Consider the following 21,749-nt stretch of genomic DNA (forward strand, 5'->3'; position numbering starts at 1 on the left):
AGAAAGCATTTTATTGTTTTATGAATCTGTTTCCACCCTCATCAACAGCAATTCATCCCCTTAGTCGCCGCAATCTTATTCAATACAGTTCTGTCTGCATTAGTAGCAACATCAGGGCTACTTGTAGCAATTACAACCAAGTATTAACCACCAGTTCTCATCTGGATAAAGTTACATTTGGTACAAAGTGGATAGTAAAAGCTAAACACGGCGAATTTTATCAAGCGATTGCCACTGATACTTACAAAAACCACAGTTTAAATGTCACTATTAAAATGGGTGAACCTCAAGTTTCCAGTGGTACTCAATTTTTGATGGGGGATGCGGTAGATTGATTTATGGGTTATTGCAGTGATGTTGTGAACGCCATAGCGCAAGAAATTCCCTAAATTAGGGTAGCAGCAATCTCCTAGAAAAATCCCCAGTGTCTTATCGCCCATCCCAACACAGTAACTAAAACCTTTGCCGAACTCAAAGGCAAACTAATTTATATTATTGTTGCTAATATCAGCTATTGGTCTTTACTCCAAACAAGTCATCTGAAAAATATTAAGAGGGAAAAAAAGAGCATAAAAAAGATGAGCAATTCATGCGATCGCACAACCAACAAAACAAAGATCTTAGAGCTACTAACAGCTCACACTTTACCAGCTTCGGATTAGTGTGAGTAGTTTATTAATCTTTGCTGCAAAACTTGTACAGAACCAATCGCAATCTGAATCAGAGGCCAACCTATTAAACAAATGAACGCGGCTTGACGAGTTTTAATATCTAAACCTTGGCGGACTGCTAGGATTACCGCCAGCAAACTCCATACTGCCAGTATTAACTCTATCGGTCGTCCCAGTAAAGGAATTAGAGTTAAAAAATTTAGCACTTGTGGTGCATAGGCAAAACCAATGGGATTAAGTAAATCTCCATAAGTAGGGTCTATTGGCTTTAACCACTGCCCAATTTTCCAAATCGAGAACGTCCACAAATAGTAACCTGCTACAATACTTAGGGCATCAATCAAAAGCGCTACTAATAGTATAGGGAGTGTAGCACGATTAATTAACAAAATTGCAGCACTTCCCAAAGCGTGAGAAAAGGCTGCCAAAATTACGATAGTTAAAGCTATTCGACGACTTTTTCGTGTATTCCGAGTATTTTTGTAGAGGCTGGAATTAAGCGTCAAGGCGTTTTTAAGCGTCTTACGAACTCCCAGTTTTACTTCTTTATTATTAATGCGAACTTGCTTATCGCTCACGATGGATGAAAATAAGTGAAAGAATTTCATTATATGAAACACAATATAGGTAACATTTTAATCTTTTTTTAATAAGAGTTTGCTAATGCAATGCTTCAATTTATTGAGCGGCTACTAGTATGGCTACGAGGTGAAACCTTAAAGCTGCTATTGTTAGCAGGGGTATTACTTCTTGTCTGGGGAACGCTATCGCCTGTGGGAACATTAGTGTGGTGGCTAAGTCAAAGTGCCGGAAGTTTGGGGTTGAACAAGAACCAACGCAAGTTACCATCTGGAGTAAACACCAAGCGGTACCGTGTAGGAGGTCGCTCTACCGAAGCTGTTAAATCTACAAAAATTGACTGCTACCTTATTTATCTACCAGGAGTCGGAGATTTTTCTGCCAATGAGGTAACTCCTGGCGAGGAATTTTTTCTCAAACATCTCATAGAACTTCATCCCAACTGTGTAGCGGTTTCGGATGTGTTCCCCTATTCAGTTGCTAATGAGAGTTTGGGAGGGCAAAGATTATTGGCTCCCTTGTGGCGTGCTGCTAAGGATGCAGACGGTTGGCTATCCAATGCAGATATTCTGATTAAAATTCGCAATCTTTGGCGGTTTGCCATTTCTGCGGATGAACGCTACGGCCCTATTTATAATCTGGGTATTGCTAATGCGATCATTGATCGCATGAATGCTGCACATCCGATGCCGCAATCCTCCAACCAACCTCTCAAGCTAGTTTTAATTAGCACTAGTGGTGGAGCACAGGTGGCACTTGGAGCAGTTTCCTACCTTGAACAGAGGCTTAATGCAGAGCTTTTTGTAATTTCGGTTGGAGGTAGCTTCGATGGAAACACTGGTTTTGATGAGGTTGACCACATGTATCACCTCCAAGGTCGTCGAGATTGGGTCGAGGACATTACCCGCTTACTGTTTGCCTCGCGTTGGCCTTTGACGGTTGGCTCTCCCTTTAATCAAGCCCGTCGTGAAGGGCGTTACACTGTTCAAGTTAGCGGCCCTCACGCTCACGATGGAGCAGAAGGCTATTTTGGTCAAGCATTTGTAGGAACGAGCAAAACCACTTACGTTGAATTAACGCTACAGAAAGTTAATCAACTCCCTATTTGGTCTAACCAACAAGGTGATTAAGCTCATCCCCCGGAAAACAGCGCTCTTTATTTTAGGTCAAGGGTCAAGGGTCAAAGGTCAAAGGTCAAAAGTCATTGGTCATTAGTAAACCGTATTCTTCTTCCCTATTCCCCATACTTCTCTACGAGAGGCTGCGCCAACGACTTCTCTACTGAAAGGCTACGGGTAGCTTGCTTCCCCGTAAGGGTACACTCACCTATTCCCCAGTCCCTCACTTAACAAAAATTAGGGTGTGACAGCCGCTCAACTGGTTAAAATTTCGTCAGAGTGGAGATAGAAGTTTTTATCTCACTTTTTCATAAAGCTTAAATGACTCAAATATTTGCAGCCCCAACCCAAATAGACCACTATGTCTGTGTTGCTAAACTTGCAGATGTTCAGGCAACGGGTAGTTTATTGGTTAAGAGTGAAAAACATACTATTGCTTTGTTTTACTCAGATAATCAAGTCTATGCAATTGATAATCGTTGCCCTCACATGGGTTTTCCGCTCCACGGCAGCACGTGCAAAGATGGCATTATTACCTGTCCCTGGCATTATGCCCGCTTCGACCTCGCCAGTGGCGGAACTTTTGACTCTTGGGCAGATGATGTGCCTTCCTTTTCTGTAGAAATTCGAGATGGGGAAGTTTGGGTAAATCTAGATCCCCCAGTTGACCTCCATGCTCATCATTATCAGCGTCTTCAAGATGGCTTAGAACAGAGTATCTCGTTAGTTATTGCTAAATCAACGATCGCCTTACTAGATATGGGAGCAGATCCCACTAAACCATTTCAGATGGGACTCGAATTTGGCACTCGTTACAACAAAGCATTGAAGTCAGCTATCCCTTAATATCCAGAATTGACTGCTGGTTTGTTTGATTTGTCCGCCTACTAAATCGAAAAACAGTTGAGGATAATACCACTTTTATTATTCTAGATTGTAAACCGTCAAAAGCTTTGTCTAGTGAAGGTTATAGCTATATCCACCATTGAAAAAACTCATTAGCTGAAAAAATGCTATGAGTACATTTTCTTATATTTGAGCAATGTCAAATTTTCATGACTTTGTTAAAGCATAGTTCATCATATCGTAGTGGCTTTAGGAATCCGAAGGGCATTCTGACTGAACCTAATTGAATTAAGAGTGTTGCTGAATTGAATACGAAACTAAAAATTAACTTTTCTCAACTCTTACTCTCTGCGACTCTGCCTTGAAAAGTTATGATCGCGATGCGGGTCTTACTGCCCAACTGTTCTTTCAGAACGGTTGCCTTGTGTCCTTCTTTGGACACAAGGGAGAGGCGCGAGGCTTTGCGCCTCTCGGCAGCGATAAAAACTATCGCCGGGAGCCGGCGCACCCTACGGAAAGCAAGCTACATACTTTTCGCTGCGCCTCTGCATGAACCAAATTTATATTTCCACTCAGCAACGCCGAATTTTTTACAAAATGTACTTGCCTTTTATAGTTAACCATGCAACACTGCTATATTATGAAGAAAGTACTAAATCTCTACCGACTTACAGTAGTTAACTTAAACTGATCTTGTTACTACCAAGGTAGTTATTTTGTAAAAGTGCTTGCCAGATAAGGCTTTAATATTAAGCAGACTCAACAGAACTTAAGGAGAAGCAATGTTAATTCAAAAATGTTGTTGTCCAGTTGACTGAAAAATCACTGGCTTAAACTCTTACTCTCTGCGCGAGACTAGCTCATAATTTCAATCAGCAATGCCAAAGATTGAATCTTGGGAATTGGGCGAACTATACCTCATCGTGTCGCAACTGAATTCTGCTTTCACCATTGTCCAATTCCCATTTCCTCATCCATCCATACTCACCATAAGGAGAAAAATAGATAATGGTGCAACTATTAGTTAAAGAAGAATCCAAACATTGGATTAATGTTGCTACTTCTTTATCTACGGAATTGGCAGCCACCGCAGTGGAAAGAGATAACAAGGCAGGGCTGCCAGATATAGAAATCCAACGGTTGCGAGAAACTGGTTTACTACCTTTGGTTGTACCAAAAGAGTATGGTGGTATTGGTGCGACTTGGGCAGAAGCTTTAAAAATAGTCCAAGAACTCTCGAAAGCAGATGGTTCAATTGGACAGTTGTATGGCAACCATCTTAATTTAACTGCCTTGGCTCATGTTTCGGGAACACTAGAGCAAAAGGAAAAATATTATCGGGAGACTGCAAAGAAAATTTTTTTTTGGGCTAATGCCATTAATACCAGAGATAACAGACTAAAAATTACTCCTGATGGAGAACACTTTCGCGTCAGTGGCGTGAAAAGTTTCGGTACAGGTGTCGCCATTGCAGATTTACGTGTTTTTTCTGCCGTTCAAGATGGTGTGGAATTGCCGTTATTGTTCGTCATTCCCAAAGATAGGACTGGTATTGTGTCTAATCAAGACTGGGACAATATTGGGCAAAGGCGCACGGATAGCGATACATTCACTTTTGACGATGTTGTAGTAAAAAAAGATGAAATTTTGGGATATCCTCATCCTCCTGATGGTGCTTTTAGTACATTTTTGGGAATCATCGCCCAACTGACGAAAACCTATGTTTATTTGGGAATTGCCGCAGGCGCATTAGAGGCAGCTAAACAATACACTATTACTCAAACAAAACCTTGGATTACGTCTGGTGTTGATAGTGCTACTCAAGACCCCTATATTTTGCATCACTATGGAAACTTGTGGACAGAACTGCAAGCAGCAATTAGTTTAGCTGACAAAGCTGCTACCCAAGTGCAACAAGCATGGGACAAAGAAGTTAACCTAACTATTGAAGAGAGGGGAGAGGTAGCAATTTCCGTTTTTGCAGCCAAGGGTTTTGCTACTCGTGTTGGTTTGAATCTCACTACAGGTATTTTTGAAGTTATGGGAACTCGTTCTACAGGGACTAAATACGGCTTTGACCGTTACTGGCGAGATTTACGTACTTTCACGCTTCATGACCCTGTAGATTATAAATTGCGCGATATTGGCAATTGGGTACTGAATGAAGAATTACCCTTAGTCACACAATATTCCTAAAGGTTCCGCCATAGTAAACGTTTAATCGGTCATTGGTCATTGGTCATTAGTCATTAGTGCCAATAATGAAATGAGTTAAATCTCACCCATTCGCTGTTAGGCGTCCTCGTTCGCGTTGCATAGCAAAGAGTAGGCGCAGAAGCGCAGAGATGTACAGTTATGAATCAGAGAAAATCCAAAGTTATTGTGAGTGCAGCTAGTAGACGGTCTTTTTTGTTACACACTAGTATCTTTACTGCAAGTGGTGTTGTAGCAGGGGCAATAGGTTTAAAGTTTTCTGCTCAAAAAGGTCAGGCACAAGAGCAGATATCTTCTGCTAAGAACAAGTTTACGGAAAAGGCTTATCACATACGTGTTGCCGCAGCCGAGGCTAATCGTCAAATTCCTATTGCGTCCAATCCTACTAATGGTGATGAGGGACGGTATCCTAATAAAATTGGCTCTGATACTAAGGGACTACCACACAACAAACAGGGTGAGGTTGACCTAAAAGCTTATGACTCTTTGACTAAAGCAGTAACAACCCATGATCATGATGACTTTGAAAAGGTCATTTTGGGTGGAACCAGAAAATTGGTTAATGCTCAGGGACCTCTCGCGGCCAGTTTAGAAGGATGTCATGGAGAGCAGGTAGCAGTACCGCCGCCACCAACTCTAGCTAGTTCAGAACGGGCTGTAGAAGCTGTTGAACTTTATTGGCAAGCCCTATTGCGGGACGTACCTTTTCATAAATTACAGAACAACACTGACGAACCTCTGGTATTGACAGCTGTTGAAGAACTTAATCAGCTTTTAACGTTCAAAGGGCCAAAACAAAATGGACGTGTCACCCCCCAAACTCTATTTCGTGGTACTGTCACCTACGTTGATCAAAATGACAAATCTGGCAGGACAGCAAAACACGTAACTCCGCCAGGGGTATTAGTGGGGCCTCACATCTCCCAGTTTGCATTGTTGAATATTCCTTGGGGCGTTCAGTTTATTCCGCCTGTGATTCGGACGGCTTTACCTGGTAATGATTTCCTCACTGATTATGAAGAATGGCTGAATGTGCAGAATGGCGGTACTCCTAGAGCTATTCAGTATGACCCAGTGCGTCGTTACGTATCGACAATTCGTGACTTATCAGAATTTTCCCATGCACCGGGGGCGGCATTTTCTGGCGCTGCTCTCATTTTGGGTAGTAGTCCCAACGCTAACGACCCTTTAAGTAGTGGAATTGGCGCACCGTTTAATTCAGGTAATCCCTTTATTAAATCAAAAACCCAACAGGGGGGCAATGGGTCATTTGCCCTCGGACATTTAGAAGCCTTACTGTCCTTGGGTAGATCCCGCGCTATTAGAGCTGCTTACTGGCAGAAGTTTTATGTACACCGCACTCTGCGTCCAGAGGCTTATGGTGGGCTAGTCCATAACAACATTGTCAATAAAACTAAATATCCGACTCATAGAGACATATTAAACTCCCAAGCTTTAGCTCGGAGTTTCAGTAAATTTGGTTCTTATCTCTTACCGCATGGATACCCAGAAGGCTCACCCATCCATTCATCTTATGTTGGTGGCGCAGCCTCTATTGCTGGTGTCAGTGCCACATTGTTAAAAGCATACTTTGACGAAGATTTTGTCATCCCTAATCCTGTAGTCCCTGATCCTAATGACCCCACTAAGGTAATTCCCTATACAGGAGAGCCTTTAACTGTGGGTGGAGAATTAAATAAACTGGCAGCTAATTATACTCTTGGTCGTGGTCATGGTGGTATTCACTGGCGCACAGATGGTTCTGCTGGCATAGCTTTGGGTGAAGAAATTGCCATCAGCATCCTGAAAGATGAAAGGTTGGGTTACAACGAAAAATTTAATGGCTTCACATTCACAAAATTTGATGGGATGAAAGTCACAGTTTAAATTTTTAATTTCACAACTTATTTGATAATTAGAGGTGAATTAATTCATGAAAGATTTTAGAAAACAAATTGCATTCTGGAACAACCGACGCATCACTCGTCGTCACGCTTTATTTGCTTTTGGCTACAGTTTAGTATTATCCACTACATTATTTAGTTGCAGCAATTCACCTAATAATTCTCAGCAACAAGCAGTTTCATCAGCTTCTAATGTAGCTAGTAGTAGTAATACTACTGCTGATAAAGTAATTAGAATTGTCCGCTCTAAACAACTTACTGCCCTAGCCGTCTTAGAACAAAAAGGTATTCTAGCAGAACGATTAAAACCTTTAGGATATAGGGTAGAGTGGCCAGAGTTTGCTGCCGGGCCACAACAATTAGAAGCTTTAAATGCAGGCGCACTTGATATTGCCTACACAGCCGAATCTCCTCCTGTTTTTTCTCAAGCAGCCGACGCACCTCTTGTATATCTAGCGGCTAATTCTTCTGATGGTCAATCAGTTTCACTGTTAGTCCCTAAAAACTCTCCTATTCAAAGTGTCAAAGATTTAAAAGGGAAAAAAGTAGCTTTTCAAAAAGCATCAATCGGTCATTATCTGATACTTAGAGCCTTAGAAAGAGAAGGTTTAAAGCTCAGTGATATAGAATCAGTCTACCTACCACCTCCAGATGCTAATGTGGCATTTAGTCAAGGTAGAGTAGATGCTTGGTTTATCTGGGAACCATTTGTTACAAGAAATGTTCAAAATAACACGGGACGTGTTTTAACTGATGGTGGGAATGGTTTGCGAGATACTAACAACTTTATATCCACAAACCGCAAATTCTATGAAGAAAATCGAGAGGTCATCAAAGTCTTTTTAGAAGAAGTACAAAAAGCCCAAAATTGGGCAAAAAATAACCCTAAAGAAATTTCCCAATTACTCTCTGCAACAACTCAACTTGATACACCTACGTTAGAGATTATGCACAAAAAGTATGATTTTACCCTGATTCCAATTACCGCAGCAATTATTAATAAACAACAAGAAGTTGCTGACAAATGGTATAGCCTAGAACTCATACCTAAGAAGGTAAATGTGAAAGATGGCTTCTTGACTCCTGAACAATATGCCGAAATTACTCCTCAAGAAGTGCTTGCAAAAAAATAATATTTGGGATGTTAACTATTAGTTGTTCTTTAGAAATTGTGGGAGATTTTAACAATCACTTATGTCTACACTCACTTTAACTAACTTTCAAATTACTGACCTTAATGCACCTCTAGGCGCTGTAGTAACTGGACTGGATGCTAGTCAGCCGATTAAACCGGAAGTCATCTTACAACTGAAACAAGCATTACTTGAACACCACATCCTTATCTTCAAAAACCAAAACCTGACCGATGAGCAATTCTTAAACTTTGCTTTTATTTTTGGTTCTCTATTTGTCCCACCAGATAACATCCCAGTTCTTGCTTCTCAACCAGGAGTCACACCCGTAATAATTCCTGTTTCTAATGTTGATGGTGGCTATACTGGGACTGGTGAACTAACTTTTCATTCTGATCATAAGTGGACTCCTTATCCTTCTAGTGGTTCTTTACTCTATGCTTTAGAAGTTCCCTCGGAAGGTGGAGATACTTACTGGTTAAATCTGAATTTGGCTTATGAATCTCTTGATGAGTCTATAAAGCGTCGAATAGCAGATTTGCAGTTGATTACATACAATCCGTTTTTAAATAAACCAAATACACCTCGTTCTAAATACCGTCTAGACAAGAGTATTCCCCTAATTAGTCCTGTATTTCCTCACCCACTAGTACGAACACATCCAGAAAGTGGGAAAAAGATTTTATATTTGGATTACGCCACAGAAGTGGAAATTATTGGTTTAGATCCGCAAGAAGGATCTGAATTAATTGAACATCTGCGATCGCATTTACATCAACCTCAGTTTTATTATCAACACAAATGGTCTGTAGGCGATATTGTCTATTGGGATAATCAAGCGACTTTACATTATCGTCAAGCATTTGACCCCAATCAACGCCGGGTGATGAAACGGATAAGTTTAGCGGGTAGCCGTCCATTTTGAGGAAAAATCCCATTTCAAAAATTCCATTTATTTGAAAAGATAATTTGAGCTAGAAGAACCCCGTTTTCTTGAATAAACCGGGGTTTTTACTTTGTGATGATTTAAATTTTATTGATTGAGAATATTTGAATTATACCTTCAAAATTATTAACGCTAACTATTCATATTTTTGACGAACTTAGATAATATATAATATAATCTACACTAAGATTATCGAGTTATCGTTCTTTTGTTTAATTGAAGGCAGAAATCAAAATGGCATTAGCTCAACACATCAATATCCAAGACGCTAAAAAAGTAAATAATTATTTTTTGTTGAAGATATTACAACTTGGTACAGATTTGTTAAAGCAGCTATGGTGGCACACTAAAGCGTATACGACAGTTTTCGGTATTATGTTGTTGACCTTTGCCAGCCTCGTATTTTTATATATACATTATTTGTCTGGGAAAAAGTTGACTCAATTTTTTCAAAATGAAACTGTTGTAGAACAAAAATGACTATATATAAAAGATTGCAAATTACATCTTATCTAGCTCACAATTGGTTCGGATTCTATCAGGTGATCGCTTGGCGTGCCATCTTTTCTGCTACTTGGAGTTGATGACATTGTTCTAAACAAAATGCCACCATGCTATATAAATAATGTTATTGGGGATTGCTAGGTAAAACTTTCCGAGCAATTTCCAGTAATTTTTCTTTATTGCCTATATAAAAATAGTGATACTGTCCCTGCTGTACGGAAATCAAATCACGGGGAAATTGATTGCCAATCTCTTCATGAGTGGCGATCACTTCACTACCTCAATCTCTTGATTTGCTCAAGCTGAAATTGCTTGCACATATAACTGTTCTCTGGCGGTAATCTTAATGCAATGCTGTTGTGCAGTTTGCACATATGGTAAAGCTCACTGCCAAGCTTTGTTATTTTCTTGGATGAGATAATGAGCAGCCGCATAAGCATGAGCTAATACACAAGTGGAATCTGCCGCAATTGCTTGTAAAACTGCTGTTTCTGCACCTTTGCCATAGCAAAGTGCTGATCGATAAAATAGTTAATAGCTGCGATCGCCTGGGCTGAATCTGTCGTAACTACTAATCCTTGTGCATCTTTAAAGCATGATCAATTCCTTGCAGCAAGATTTGTGAAGCAAACTATAAACTACGGTAAGTCTATATAAATAATGGGCTTGAAAGCCAGAGTATGTCATATCTACCAAAAAACCGCAAGTATTAAACTACTGTAACTTTACCAATTAACCGTGTTTACTTTTGTAAAGGTATTGCTTTGCTCAACTGGCTGTGCGATAGTCTAAAAGTAATTCAAATAATACGGTAATTTGATAGAATTACCGTATTTAAACAACCAGGAAATATTGCAGCTACTCTGACATAATCATGCAGCTACTTTGGTTTATTCCGACTCACGGTGAAGGGCGCTACCTTGGTACTGCCATAGGCGGGCGGGCAGTCAACTTTGATTACTGGCGACAGATTGCCCAGGCAGTAGATCATTTAGGTTTTACAGGCGCATTACTACCTACAGGTCGTTCATGTGAAGATGCCTGGGTTTTGGCATCAACTTTAGTAACACATACCAAGCAAATGAAGTTTTTGGTGGCCATACGTCCGGGGTTGATGTCGCCGGGAGTAGCAGCAAGGATGGCAGCAACATTTGATCGCATTTCTGGCGGACGATTGCTGATTAACGTGGTTACAGGTGGCGATCCGGTGGAATTGGCAGGGGATGGCTTACATCTTTCTCATGACGATCGCTACAGATTAACAGATGAGTTTTTAGCAGTGTGGCGACAGATAGCAGCCGGAGAAACTGCCGACTTCCAGGGAAATCATCTGAATATCCAAAGTGGTAAACTGTTATTTCCCACAATCCAGAAACCTCATCCGCCTCTGTGGTTTGGAGGTTCTTCCCTGATTGCTCAAGAAATTGCAGCCAAACACGTAGATGTATATTTAACTTGGGGCGAACCACCAGAACAAGTTGCCCAAAAGATTGCCTCTGTACGCCGATTAGCAGCAGCCCAAGGGAGAACATTACGTTTTGGGATTCGTCTCCACGTCATTGTGCGGGAGACTGAAAGCCAAGCCTGGGATGCAGCTAATGATTTGATTCGTTACGTAGATGAAGATGCGATCGCCAAAACCCAACAAGCCTACGCACGCATGGATTCCGAAGGACAACACCGCATGAAAGAATTACACAACGGCTCTCGTGAAGCCTTAGAAATTAGCCCGAATTTATGGGCAGGAATTGGCTTAGTGCGTGGTGGTGCTGGCACAGCCTTAGTAGGCGATGCCGATACTGTTGCTCAGAGAATGCTGGAATATCAAAAATTAGGTATCGATACCTTCATCTTCTCTGGTTATCCTCATTTAGAAGAAGCATATCGGGTAGCAGAATTACTTTTCCCTCATTTACCCCTAGACAATCAGCCAATACTAGAACCGCAACTATTGAGTCCCTTTGGCGAAGTTGTAGCCAACCAAGAATTCCCCAAACAGCAAATCGCCACCGTAGATTAAAAAACACTCCGCGTACCTCTAGCTTGAAAATGGAGGTGGAGGAGATAGGCAAGAGAAAGTGGCTGTAGGGGATACATTTTTCGTACAGCAAGAGAGTTGACAAACAATAACGGTTCTTCAATTAAGAAACAATTGCAATCTCAGTAAGGGATACTTGAAAACCGAGTTTCTCTAATTGCTTAACTAAACGTTTTTTCTTGAGTTGTGGTTTTTCGAGACGGTCAAAGTAAGAAACACCCAGTTCGGAGTAAGGAGTATTGCGTTGAATCAGATGGTAAGCAATCACTAAAATCGAATGAGCAACATCAACCGCAGCGCGTTTAGCCCCACGTCGTGCACTGAGACGACGAAACTGTGCAGCTAGATAAGTGTAACGACCTGCAATGCTAATCGGAGTTTTGAAAGCCTTGATGAAGTTGAGGAAATTTTAATTCAACGTTGTCGTCAAATTATTGACCAGCCTGATTTTGTATATGGCTTAACCAATTTTCACTGGTGGCCCAAATTAGCGACTTAATTATGGGCAATTTGCCGAACATGATATCAATCGCTAACACAAACCACAACAGTAAAATCTGCACCTGCTTCCATAACATCTGTAACAGACAACGTTAGACATTTACTAGCAGCCAATGAGTGTATTGAATGTAACTTAATAGGAGAAAAACTCAAGGATACAAACCTACAAAATGCAAATTTAGAGAATGCGAACTTGTAAGGTGCTGATTTAAAACGATCAAACTTACAAGGAACTAACTTGCAAGGTGCAAATCTTCAAGGTGCTGATTTAAGCAAGGCAAGCATCATAGGCGCAAACTTAGAGAATGCGAACTTATTTGATGCGGATTTAGAAAAGGCCAATCTCACGGGAGCGAATATAGTCGGAGCAAACTTCCAAGGGGCTGATTTGGAAAAAGCGATCGCACCACTAGGATTAACGACTCAATGAAAAAAGCCTAGTTATGGCACAAAAAACCTAAGTGAATATCTCTCTTTTTGACCCCGATTACCACCCTTGGTAGTTGGGGTTTTGTTAATTTACTAGATGAGATATCCACTTAAAGCTAAAGTATTAATGGCTCATTTGCAATAATTGATGTGCGCGAGTGTCTTCATTATTCATAACTTGTTGTAGTACTGCTTCTCTAATATTTACAAATACTTCACTAGCTCTGTCTCGTGGACGCGACAATCTTACAGGTAAATCTAACGCAACCCGTCCTTCTTCAATTACTATCACTCTGTCTGCCAGCGCCACAGCTTCCTCTACATCATGGGTAACTAAAAACGCCGTAAAGCCTCTCTGTTGCCACATATCTTCGATTAAATGTTGCATTTCTAAGCGAGTTAACGCATCCAATGCTCCTAAAGGCTCATCAAGTAGTAATAGTTGTGGTTGACTCACCAAGGCTCTAGCTAATGCTACTCGTTGTCGTTGTCCTCCAGATAACACGTAAGGCCATTCACCAGCTCTATCTTTGAGTCCGACTTGTTCTAATACCCGCGCAGCTTTTGCACGCCAATTTTCTTGCAAACCCAGACCTACATTATCTATCACACGTTTCCAAGGTAGTAACCGGGGGTCTTGAAACATCACTCTTACGGAATGACTAAGCTTACGTAGTGGTTCTCCATCTAATAATATGCCGCCTGTAGTAGGTTTATCTAACCCAGACACTAGGCGCAGTAAGGTACTTTTACCGCAACCACTACGCCCCACAATAGCAATAAATTCTCCTGGTGCTACTTCTAGATTTATTGAGTTTAAGACAGTTTTATTTCCAAAAACTTTGCTTAAACCCAAAATATTGAGTTGTGAGCCTTGTATACTTAAAACCATATAACTTTTTCCTTGCTGAGAGATTTTCGAGTGATTAAGTTACTGAAGTTTGGATTTTTTGCCATCAATTAATAAAGGTCAAAGATTAAAAATTTGTTTAATTTTTGACCTAAGCTTTTACCCAGCAGATGTGTAGTTAGGATTCCATGATAAAAATTTATTTTCTAGAGCTTTGGCGATGGAATTTGCTAGTTTACCTAACAGTGCATAGATGATAATACTTAACACCACAACGTCTGTTTGCATAAACTCACGGGCATTCATTGCCATATAACCAATGCCTGAATCTGCTGCAATTTGTTCGGCGACAATTAAAGATAGCCACATAATACCCAAGGAAAAGCGGACACCAATTAAAATTGAAGATAAAGCTCCTGGAAAAACAATTTGCCACAAGAGTTGAGATGTTTTTAAGCCATAAACTCTACCCATTTCAATGAGTTGAGGATCTACACTACGAATTCCATGATAGGTATTAAGGTAAATTGGAAAAAACACACCTATAGAAACTAGAAATAATCTAGCTTGATCGCCAATTCCAAACCATAAAATTACTAGGGGAATTAATGCCAAGTTGGGAATAGTACGTAGCATTTGCAAGGAACTATCTAATAATTGTTCTGCAATGCGAGAAAATCCGGTGAGTAATCCTAAAATAAAGCCAATTCCACCACCAATGATAAAACCAGATATAGCGCGTGTGGCACTGATTCCCATGTGTTGGAAAAGCTCTCCAGTTGAAGCTAACTTAAATGCCGTAAAAACTACGCTACTTGGTGCTGGAAGAATTCTGCTGGAAAGTAAACCAGTTCTGGAAGCAATTTCCCAAAGTAGTAGCACTATAAAAGGCACTATCCAAGGGATGATTTTATTAGCGAATTTGTTGTTGAATACTGCTTCTAGGGATTTTTCGCTACTTTTAATCTTTTTGAGGGTAATAGTCATAATTAACCTGTTAACTGTTTTACAAATTTCTTATTGACAATTATTTCTTTAATAAGACGGAGTACCTATGGTGCTATAACTTTTGGTTCTATCCAGATAGTGGCAGAAATTCGTCAAGAATAAATCAAAAAGATTACCCTGTAAATTGTGTACGTTGAGACTAAATACTATAAATCGAGCGATTTGCCGTAGATTATAAATGATCGTACATGAATTTACGTAAAAAGCAAACCCAAATAAACTTTTCTAGATTTTAAGAGGCTTCCAATTCAAAAAATCTCCAATTTGCAGGATACGTTAGGACGATAGTCTATGACGCACTATCAGCCCTGAAATAACGGTGGGTTAGCGACAGAGCAACCCACCCCATATCTATTGATCATCCCTAAAACCGATAGACAGTACGAATCCATGCAAATAAACTATCAGGATTGTTGGCATTTGAATCTGGTGCAGTCACCCAGATAAAACCCGGCGTAATGTCAATCTTGTCACTGATTCTATATTGATAGAATCCTTCAACATGCAAGGAAGTATCTTTGTCTGCTTGTCCTAAACCTGCTCCTAAATCTACATTATTGCTGAGACTGGTAAGTTTTGGTGCCATACCCACAAACAATCCTCCTAAACTTCCCTCCTTCCCAAGATCCGGGAAAGCCAGTCCTACCGCCCAATCCATAGCACGTCCATCGCCACGCCCTAAATAGCGGTGTGCGCCATAACTTACCCAACCATTGATAGCAAACCTGGGACTAAATTGATAAAAAGCTTGGACACCATAAAGATTAGCTACAGTTCCCGTTCCAGCCACGGTGCTATTAACCAAGTTACTCCCTGCTGCTGGCCCAAAGTTAGTTCCACTTAAACCTCTGGCGTTTGGTGGACTATAAGTATTGACGTAAGTTAGAGCCACTCGAAAATTATTCTGAGGACTGGTATATAGTATCTGTCCTAAAGCTAAATATCGACCTGTGAGGAAGCCAGTATTGTCTCCAGGGTTGTTAGCATTAGGTGCACTGTAAGCTATTCCCAGTTGGAACTGTTTATTTAATCTATGGAGTACCGCTATTCCGCCACCACTATCTCCATATTGATAGACTAAAGCTCGTCGTGAGAATCGGGAAATCCCATTAGAACCAGTTGTTAAACTACTTTCAAAGTATGGATTAATCGGTACAGTAAAACCTAGTTCATTAGCTCCATCAGATAAGGCGTAAACATTGACTTGAGTATTTGAACCTACTGGAAACCGATAACGCAGACCAGTAAGACTAAAATCGTTGCGTGGTCTTGTAATATTGGCGTTATCAGCCGTTCTGCCATCATAAGTACCTAATAATCCAGCTCTTGTTTGTCCCAATGATTCAATATTTCCACCCCCCATTGTTATGCCTAGTGAATCTTTACCTGTAAAGCTGGCATTCAATCGCAAAGTTAATGAATCTTGCAGTGTGGCTACGCGGGGTGCTGGCGTTCCAGTTACAACATTATTACCGGCTAGAAGTGAGCCAAGGACAATCTGCGCTCGACCTGTGAGTTTAACTGTAGTAGAAAATTGTTGTGATTCGATGACTCCCAGTTTTGCCTCTGCTGTATCAATTCGTTTTTGCAGTGCAGCTAGTTCTGTGGAAAATTCCTCTTTTAGCTTCTTGATTGTATCTAAGTCTTCTGTTTTGATTAAGTCTGCTGTAGAACTAGCGATTATCTGATTGATTCGGTCTAAAGCAGTATTTAGACCAGCCGCAAATTCATAGCGTGTCAGGGCGCGATCGCCTTTGAATGTACCATCTTTATAACCCGCGATCGCACCATAACGTTCCACTAAAGATTGTATTGCTTGAAATGCCCAATCTGTAGGCTGAACATCTGATAATTCAGAAACAGATGTAACTTGCTCTAGGGAGTTATCTTGCTCTGTGAAAGTCTCCTGAGAAAGTAGATTTGCTTCTTGGGATGGTAAATAGTCTGGCGTTTCGATTACTTTTAGGTTGGAAGTTTGATTCGATTCAGCCTGAGCGGTTTTAATGACAAGGTTTGCGCTACTATTTGGGGAAATTTCCTTAATCTCTGATCTAGACTCAGGTAAATTTGGCATTTCAGCAGCACTTGCTACTGAAGACAGAATGAAAAATACATTAAAAAGGGCTGGGATAACTAGCCCGTAATTCCACAAAACTTTAAACATTGGTTATTGAATTATGCACAGAAAATCAACAAATCTTTGATTGCTAGCACCCCACAGGATTTTTACATCCAGATTACATATCCTTTTGCAGACAAATATTTCATCAGATGGATTGCCTCACAAAGATTTTTCAATGAATATCTTTTGGCAAAGACCAAATGGTGTGAAAAGATTACAGACGAAGCAAGAGAATTACAAAATGGGATGCTCTCTTTATAAGAATTTGAATTAGCCTAATTTATGGCTGCCACCAAACTACTAAAAGCTTATCGGAATTTAGTAGTTTTACCATTAACTTTGGATGTTTGCATAAAACAATAAAAAAAACAAGCCCCTTAAGATACATTTTTTACAGAGAACTATTAGCAAACTTGTGTTAAGCAGTGCTTGCATTTTTCTAGTAAGTGTGGAAAAATCTGTTACATGAGCAAACTACGGTAAATCAATCAAGTTTTAGTACTTTAAAATAAACTACAGCATCTCATTTATCAAGTGATTGCCTAGCCAGAGCTACAAAAAAACATTGATAGGGCAAAGATTAATCGTGTATCTGATGCAAGCAGTAGTGAAACGCCCTACCAATGCTCTAAGTGGTTCAAGCAAACTTGGTCAGAATGTCAGCATTCTTTCACTACAAGTTTTCCTTTCTAGAATCGTTCTACCAAGACAGACTAGAGAGATATTAAGAATAATTTCCTCAATCCCCAAATACATATTGATTAACCAAAAAATCAACTTATGACGCAACTGAAAACACTTCCTACTTACGACCCAACATTATTTGAGGGTGCAGCTGAAGTTTATGCTCAATACAGAACTAAATACCCACCTGCTGTATTCGACAAACTAACTGAAATCTTTCATCTCAATGGTCAGGGACGACTGCTTGATTTGGGTACTGGGCCTGGTTTAATAGCCATTCCTCTTAGCACCAAATTTCAGGAAGTAGTTGCTATTGATCCCGATCCAGAAATGCTCACAGAAGCGCAAAGTCAAGCAGCAACCGTAAGAGCAAACAATATTACTTGGCTAGAACAAGGAGCAGAACTAATTAACTCTAGTTTAGGGGTGTTTAAACTAGCTACCATTGGCAGAGCCTTCCACTGGATGGAGCGGGAACTTGTACTTGAACGTCTTTATGAATTGCTGGCAGATGATGGTGCGATCGCATTGCTCAATACAGGTGATAATCCTTGGATAAGTTCTTTACCCTGGAAACAAGCTGCTGTTGGAGTAGTTAAAAAATGGTTAGGTGAAGAACGACGAACTGGACAACGAGGACAAGGCATTCGTAAACCAGTCGATCCTCCTCACGAAGTCGTAATTGCCAATTCCAAATTTGCCCGTCAAGAAGTATATGAAGTGCCGTTTGAGAAATCTTGGACAGTCTCTAGCTATCTTGGCTACTTGTACACTACAGCCTTTTCTTTAAAAGTTTTTTATGGCGACAAAGCCGAAGAGTTTGAAGCAGATATCAAAGAAGCGTTACTAGCAGTTGAGCCTTCTGGTCATTTTACAGAAGAACTCACAGCAACTATCCAAGTAGTTTGGAAGCATTAATGCGATGAAATTTTAACGCAGAGGAGCGCGGAGGTTCACGCAGCGAAAAGTTCTGTAGGAGGGTTAGCCCGACCTAGGAACGCCACTTGCTTCAAGTCGGCAAAGCCGCCCAACGCAGTGGCTCAACTTTTCAAGACAGAGGGGTGATGAGAATTATTTGGTTGCTCTTTCTCTGGTGTGATATCTCGACAGTAAATTAATCTAGCTATCCAAAAAAGAGAAAAGTAGATGAGCAAAAAACGTAAGTTTCGTTTAGGAGCATTTATTCAAGCTACTGGACATCATGTTTCTGCTTGGCGACATCCAGATGCACAAATAGATGCGGGTTTTAATTTCGAGCATTACAAAGAAATTACCCAAACTGCCGAACGTGGTTTATTTGATGCAGTTTTTCTAGCGGATAGCCCAGGAGTTTGGGGTGGTGAGCCTCAAACGCAGAGACGCAATGGTAAACTTGTCCATTTTGAGCCGGTGACACTCTTTTCGGCTTTGTCCTCTGTAACTCAAAACATTGGCTTTATTTCTACAGCCTCGACTACCTACGAAGAACCCTACACCCTAGCACGTAAGTTTGCTTCTTTGGATCACTTGAGTAAAGGCCGGGCGGGGTGGAATGTAGTTACTACGGGTAACGAGAATGCTGCACGTAATTTCGGTCTTGAGCATCACCCAGAACATAGCCAACGTTATGAACGTGCGGAAGAGTTTGTGGAAGTGGTTAAAGGACTGTGGGATAGCTGGGAAGACGATGCTTTCATTCGTGACAGAGAATCTGGTATTTATTTCGACCAGAATAAACTACATATACTCAACCACAAGGGTAAATATTTTTCTGTCAAAGGCCCCTTGAATGTTGGTCGTCCACCTCAAGGTTATCCGGTGATTGTGCAGGCGGGAGCATCGGAAGCTGGACGGGATTTAGCTGCGCGTACTGCTGAGGTGATTTTCACTGCCAATCAAACTTTAGCTGATGCCCAAGAATTTTACGCAGATGTCAAAGGTAGGTTGACGAAATATGGGCGATCGCCAGATGATCTAAAAATCATGCCTGGGGCTTTCCCCATCATCGGCCGGACTGAAGCAGAAGCCCAAGAGAAATACGAATTTCTGCAATCGTTGATTCATCCCGATGTAGCTTGGGGTATTTTAGGCAACTATTACAAAGGTGTGGATCTATCGAAATATTCTTTAGATGATGTAGCTCCTGAACTACCCAGTGATACCAATACTAATAAGAGTCGTCTGAAATTAGTCAAGGATTTAGCTACTCGTGGGACTCTCACGCTGCGTCAGTTATATCTTGCTCTTGCTACTGCTAGAGGTCATCGTACTATTCTTGGTACTCCCGAAAGTATTGCTGATCAGTTAGAGGAATGGTTTAACAATGGTGCAGCAGATGGTTTTAATATCATGCCACCAATCCTGCCTACAGGGTTAGATGACTTCGTTAACTTAGTCGTTCCCATCCTCCAGAGACGGGGACTGTTCCGTACTGAATATGAGGGTAGCACCTTGCGGGAAAACTTGGGGTTACGTCGTCCAGGTAATCAATTTGCCGCTAAACAAGTGGATGAGAGATTGGTGTTGGTGTAATTCGTAATTGCGAAGAGGTTTTGGTGAGAAAAATTTGTCACTTTTTGAAGGAAAAAATCATGACTGAATATAGCAGATTAAAAACTTCTCGCTCGGCTGCAATCAAAGCAAATCTCAATTATCCGATAATTGACACTGATGTTCATACTAATGATTTCACTCCGGCGCTTGAGGATTACATTGCTAAATATGGTGGCTCGAAACTTGTAGATGAATTACGCAAGGCGGAAGCTTCTCGGCTCAATTCCAAGAGCAATGGTAAAGACTGGTATCAACAAACTCCAGAAGAACGCCAGTACAACCGCACAATTCGATCGCCTTGGTGGGCTAGAGTTACCCGCAATACGTTGGATCTCGCTACTTACACTCTTCCGGAACTGTTCTATGAGCGTCAAGCGGAGCAGGGGTCAGATTATTCGGTACTGTTTCCCAATAATGTCCTCGCACCGGCTGGAGCTAGCAAAGAGAACCGTCAAGCACTGCAACGGGCTGTCAATCACTACCATGCTGACTTGTACCGGAAATATAGCGATCGCCTCACACCTGTAGCTGGTATCCCTATGGGTAATCCTCAAGAAGCTGTTGAGGAGCTAGAGTTTGCCGTGAAAACACTGGAGCTTAAAGTAGCTAATATTCCTGGTGGTGTGAAACGGCCAATTAAGGCGATCGCTGATAAATATCCAGCAGATAAATTTCCCGAAATCGCCAAACATGCCTCTTACATTGACTTTTACGGATTGGATAGTGAATACGACTATGATCCATTCTGGGCAAAAGCAGTTGAATTAGGTGTACCCATTACTACCCATTACGGCAGTCAAGGTTGGACTGGACGCTCCTCCATCAGTAACTATATGAACAACCATATCGGTCACTTTGCCGATGGCTCACAAGCATTTGCCAAGGCGTTATTCTTTGGTGGTGTGACCAAACGTTTCCCACAGTTGCGTATAGCTATGCTTGAAGGTGGTGCAGATTGGGGCGCTCACGTCTATATTCATTTGGTAGACCGTTTCTCTAAACGCAGTCTCAAAGGTCTGCAAAACTACAACCCAGAATTCGCCAATGCTGATGAGTTGTTCTTGTTGTTTGAGCGTTTCGGTAGTGAATTCCTAGAAGCATATCCCCTCAATAAAGAAGAATTGACAAAGAGTGTCTTGGGTTCTTCCTTCAACCGTCATAGCCGCTCACCCGTTGGTAGCGAACTAGAAGACTTTGCAGCCGCCGGGATTGAAACAATCGAAGATATCCGCGATCGCTGGGTAAATAGTTTCTTCTTTGGTTCTGAGTCTGACGATCGCACCATCGCCGCAGCATTCAACGACAAAGCCAATCCCTTGGGTGTGAAAATCAACGCCATTTATTCCTCAGATGTTGGTCACTGGGATGTGCCAGATTTGACCGACCCACTAGCGGAAAGCTGGGATTTGGTACAAGAAGGTGTGCTTTCTGAAGCGGACTTTAAGGCTTATGTATTCCATAATCCTTACAAGTTTTATACTCAAGCCAATTCCGACTTCTTCAAGGGTACGGCAGTTGCATCTAAGGTAGGTAACATCGAATCTCCACAAGCAGATAAAAGTTTGGTAACGGCGTAAGAGATGAGGATTTTACCGTTATTCAGCAAGCCCTAAATAAAAATCTTCCAAAGGAAGCTGACGATCGCAAACATTCACCCATAAATCAATCTT

At 41.1% G+C, this 21,749-nt stretch carries 21 protein-coding genes; 15 read left to right on the plus strand and 6 right to left on the minus strand.

Annotation, left to right across the window (positions count from 1 at the left end; genetic code table 11):
- The first annotated feature begins 20 nt into the window (after positions 1-20).
- Complete coding sequence (locus tag HCR01_RS12360; protein WP_193196460.1) at positions 21-335, plus strand: hypothetical protein; 315 nt, start codon at positions 21-23, stop codon at positions 333-335.
- A 323-nt stretch (positions 336-658) separates the two neighbouring features.
- Here HCR01_RS12360 and HCR01_RS12365 read toward each other — a convergent pair whose 3' ends face one another.
- Positions 659-1,249, minus strand: coding sequence for a Yip1 family protein (locus HCR01_RS12365; RefSeq protein WP_320073107.1), 591 nt, complete (start codon positions 1,247-1,249; stop codon positions 659-661).
- Positions 1,250-1,339: 90 nt separating this feature from the next.
- On the opposite strand from HCR01_RS12365, the gene HCR01_RS12370 reads away from it, so the two are divergent.
- The 8 genes from HCR01_RS12370 (at position 1,340) to HCR01_RS12405 (ending at position 9,891) form a co-directional block, all read left to right on the plus strand.
- A complete protein-coding gene (locus HCR01_RS12370) occupies positions 1,340-2,380 on the plus strand; it encodes a hypothetical protein (protein ID WP_193196462.1) in 1,041 nt (346 codons plus the stop codon).
- A 309-nt stretch (positions 2,381-2,689) separates the two neighbouring features.
- The gene (locus HCR01_RS12375) at positions 2,690-3,214 is read left to right on the plus strand and encodes a Rieske (2Fe-2S) protein (protein ID WP_226889280.1); all 525 of its coding nucleotides are present in this window, start codon (positions 2,690-2,692) and stop codon (positions 3,212-3,214) included.
- Between the two features lie 878 nt (positions 3,215-4,092).
- Complete coding sequence (locus HCR01_RS12380) at positions 4,093-4,242, plus strand: hypothetical protein (RefSeq protein WP_193196463.1); 150 nt, start codon at positions 4,093-4,095, stop codon at positions 4,240-4,242.
- Entirely contained in the window at positions 4,223-5,410 is a 1,188-nt protein-coding gene (locus HCR01_RS12385) for an acyl-CoA dehydrogenase family protein (RefSeq protein ID WP_193196464.1), read from the plus strand. The genes HCR01_RS12380 and HCR01_RS12385 overlap by 20 nt, the downstream gene beginning before the upstream one ends.
- Before the next feature lie 159 nt (positions 5,411-5,569).
- Positions 5,570-7,315 carry a vanadium-dependent haloperoxidase gene (locus tag HCR01_RS12390; protein ID WP_193196465.1) on the plus strand — a complete coding sequence of 582 codons (1,746 nt, stop codon included), beginning with the start codon at positions 5,570-5,572 and terminating at the stop codon, positions 7,313-7,315.
- A gap of 46 nt (positions 7,316-7,361) precedes the next feature.
- Positions 7,362-8,465 (plus strand): aliphatic sulfonate ABC transporter substrate-binding protein, encoded by a 1,104-nt coding sequence (locus HCR01_RS12395; protein ID WP_193196466.1) that lies wholly within the window; start codon positions 7,362-7,364, stop codon positions 8,463-8,465.
- A 61-nt stretch (positions 8,466-8,526) separates the two neighbouring features.
- Entirely contained in the window at positions 8,527-9,390 is an 864-nt protein-coding gene (locus HCR01_RS12400; RefSeq protein ID WP_193196467.1) for a TauD/TfdA dioxygenase family protein, read from the plus strand.
- A gap of 255 nt (positions 9,391-9,645) precedes the next feature.
- Positions 9,646-9,891, plus strand: coding sequence for a hypothetical protein (locus tag HCR01_RS12405; protein WP_193196468.1), 246 nt, complete (start codon positions 9,646-9,648; stop codon positions 9,889-9,891).
- Between the two features lie 148 nt (positions 9,892-10,039).
- Here the strand turns inward: HCR01_RS12405 and HCR01_RS40420 are convergent, their stop codons facing one another.
- On the minus strand, positions 10,040-10,186 hold the full coding sequence (locus HCR01_RS40420) for a hypothetical protein (protein WP_320073108.1): 147 nt from the start codon (positions 10,184-10,186) through the stop codon (positions 10,040-10,042).
- Between the two features lie 603 nt (positions 10,187-10,789).
- Here HCR01_RS40420 and ssuD point away from each other — a divergent pair.
- Entirely contained in the window at positions 10,790-11,935 is a 1,146-nt protein-coding gene (gene ssuD / locus HCR01_RS12415) for an FMNH2-dependent alkanesulfonate monooxygenase (protein ID WP_193196469.1), read from the plus strand.
- 121 nt (positions 11,936-12,056) lie between these two features.
- Here ssuD and HCR01_RS12420 read toward each other — a convergent pair whose 3' ends face one another.
- A complete protein-coding gene (locus tag HCR01_RS12420; RefSeq protein WP_193196470.1) occupies positions 12,057-12,221 on the minus strand; it encodes a hypothetical protein in 165 nt (54 codons plus the stop codon).
- A 369-nt stretch (positions 12,222-12,590) separates the two neighbouring features.
- Here HCR01_RS12420 and HCR01_RS38600 point away from each other — a divergent pair, with 369 nt between their 5' ends.
- Both HCR01_RS38600 and HCR01_RS38605 read left to right on the plus strand, forming a co-directional pair.
- On the plus strand, positions 12,591-12,653 hold the full coding sequence (locus tag HCR01_RS38600) for a pentapeptide repeat-containing protein (protein ID WP_413773943.1): 63 nt from the start codon (positions 12,591-12,593) through the stop codon (positions 12,651-12,653).
- Between the two features lie 39 nt (positions 12,654-12,692).
- The gene (locus HCR01_RS38605; protein ID WP_226889281.1) at positions 12,693-12,884 is read left to right on the plus strand and encodes a pentapeptide repeat-containing protein; all 192 of its coding nucleotides are present in this window, start codon (positions 12,693-12,695) and stop codon (positions 12,882-12,884) included.
- A gap of 123 nt (positions 12,885-13,007) precedes the next feature.
- Here HCR01_RS38605 and HCR01_RS12430 read toward each other — a convergent pair whose 3' ends face one another.
- From HCR01_RS12430 to HCR01_RS12440, 3 genes are all read right to left on the minus strand, one after another.
- The gene (locus tag HCR01_RS12430; RefSeq protein WP_193196471.1) at positions 13,008-13,775 is read right to left on the minus strand and encodes an ATP-binding cassette domain-containing protein; all 768 of its coding nucleotides are present in this window, start codon (positions 13,773-13,775) and stop codon (positions 13,008-13,010) included.
- Between the two features lie 117 nt (positions 13,776-13,892).
- Positions 13,893-14,720 carry an ABC transporter permease subunit gene (locus HCR01_RS12435; RefSeq protein WP_193196472.1) on the minus strand — a complete coding sequence of 276 codons (828 nt, stop codon included), beginning with the start codon at positions 14,718-14,720 and terminating at the stop codon, positions 13,893-13,895.
- 385 nt (positions 14,721-15,105) lie between these two features.
- Positions 15,106-16,905, minus strand: coding sequence for an iron uptake porin (locus tag HCR01_RS12440; protein ID WP_193196473.1), 1,800 nt, complete (start codon positions 16,903-16,905; stop codon positions 15,106-15,108).
- A gap of 738 nt (positions 16,906-17,643) precedes the next feature.
- Between HCR01_RS12440 and HCR01_RS12445 the strand changes: the two genes are divergently transcribed.
- The 3 genes from HCR01_RS12445 to HCR01_RS12455 all read left to right on the plus strand — a co-directional run bounded on the left by HCR01_RS12445 (position 17,644) and on the right by HCR01_RS12455 (position 21,656).
- Complete coding sequence (locus HCR01_RS12445; protein WP_193196474.1) at positions 17,644-18,465, plus strand: class I SAM-dependent methyltransferase; 822 nt, start codon at positions 17,644-17,646, stop codon at positions 18,463-18,465.
- A 228-nt stretch (positions 18,466-18,693) separates the two neighbouring features.
- Positions 18,694-20,058: an LLM class flavin-dependent oxidoreductase gene (locus tag HCR01_RS12450; RefSeq protein WP_193196475.1), complete on the plus strand. Its 1,365-nt coding sequence runs from the start codon at positions 18,694-18,696 to the stop codon at positions 20,056-20,058.
- 59 nt (positions 20,059-20,117) lie between these two features.
- Entirely contained in the window at positions 20,118-21,656 is a 1,539-nt protein-coding gene (locus HCR01_RS12455) for an amidohydrolase family protein (RefSeq protein ID WP_193196476.1), read from the plus strand.
- The last annotated feature ends 93 nt before the right edge of the window (positions 21,657-21,749 follow it).

Origin of the sequence: Nostoc sp. MG11 (genome assembly GCF_014904695.1) — a bacterium.
Taxonomy (GTDB): Bacteria; Cyanobacteriota; Cyanobacteriia; order Cyanobacteriales; family Nostocaceae; genus Komarekiella.

Excerpts from the sequence above, each read along its gene's own strand:
- HCR01_RS12450 (WP_193196475.1), top strand. The coding sequence starts at position 18,694 with ATGAGCAAAAAACGTAAGTTTCGTTTAGGAGCATTTATTCAAGCTACT.
- ssuD (WP_193196469.1), top strand. The coding sequence starts at position 10,790 with ATGCAGCTACTTTGGTTTATTCCGACTCACGGTGAAGGGCGCTACCTT.
- HCR01_RS12405 (WP_193196468.1), top strand. The coding sequence starts at position 9,646 with ATGGCATTAGCTCAACACATCAATATCCAAGACGCTAAAAAAGTAAAT.
- HCR01_RS12435 (WP_193196472.1), bottom strand. The coding sequence starts at position 14,720 with ATGACTATTACCCTCAAAAAGATTAAAAGTAGCGAAAAATCCCTAGAA.
- HCR01_RS12380 (WP_193196463.1), top strand. The coding sequence starts at position 4,093 with ATGCCAAAGATTGAATCTTGGGAATTGGGCGAACTATACCTCATCGTG.
- HCR01_RS12375 (WP_226889280.1), top strand. The coding sequence starts at position 2,690 with ATGACTCAAATATTTGCAGCCCCAACCCAAATAGACCACTATGTCTGT.
- HCR01_RS12395 (WP_193196466.1), top strand. The coding sequence starts at position 7,362 with ATGAAAGATTTTAGAAAACAAATTGCATTCTGGAACAACCGACGCATC.
- HCR01_RS12385 (WP_193196464.1), top strand. The coding sequence starts at position 4,223 with ATGGTGCAACTATTAGTTAAAGAAGAATCCAAACATTGGATTAATGTT.
- HCR01_RS12430 (WP_193196471.1), bottom strand. The coding sequence starts at position 13,775 with ATGGTTTTAAGTATACAAGGCTCACAACTCAATATTTTGGGTTTAAGC.
- HCR01_RS12455 (WP_193196476.1), top strand. The coding sequence starts at position 20,118 with ATGACTGAATATAGCAGATTAAAAACTTCTCGCTCGGCTGCAATCAAA.
- HCR01_RS12440 (WP_193196473.1), bottom strand. The coding sequence starts at position 16,905 with ATGTTTAAAGTTTTGTGGAATTACGGGCTAGTTATCCCAGCCCTTTTT.
- HCR01_RS12360 (WP_193196460.1), top strand. The coding sequence starts at position 21 with ATGAATCTGTTTCCACCCTCATCAACAGCAATTCATCCCCTTAGTCGC.
- HCR01_RS12400 (WP_193196467.1), top strand. The coding sequence starts at position 8,527 with ATGTCTACACTCACTTTAACTAACTTTCAAATTACTGACCTTAATGCA.
- HCR01_RS12445 (WP_193196474.1), top strand. The coding sequence starts at position 17,644 with ATGACGCAACTGAAAACACTTCCTACTTACGACCCAACATTATTTGAG.
- HCR01_RS12370 (WP_193196462.1), top strand. The coding sequence starts at position 1,340 with ATGCTTCAATTTATTGAGCGGCTACTAGTATGGCTACGAGGTGAAACC.
- HCR01_RS12390 (WP_193196465.1), top strand. The coding sequence starts at position 5,570 with ATGAATCAGAGAAAATCCAAAGTTATTGTGAGTGCAGCTAGTAGACGG.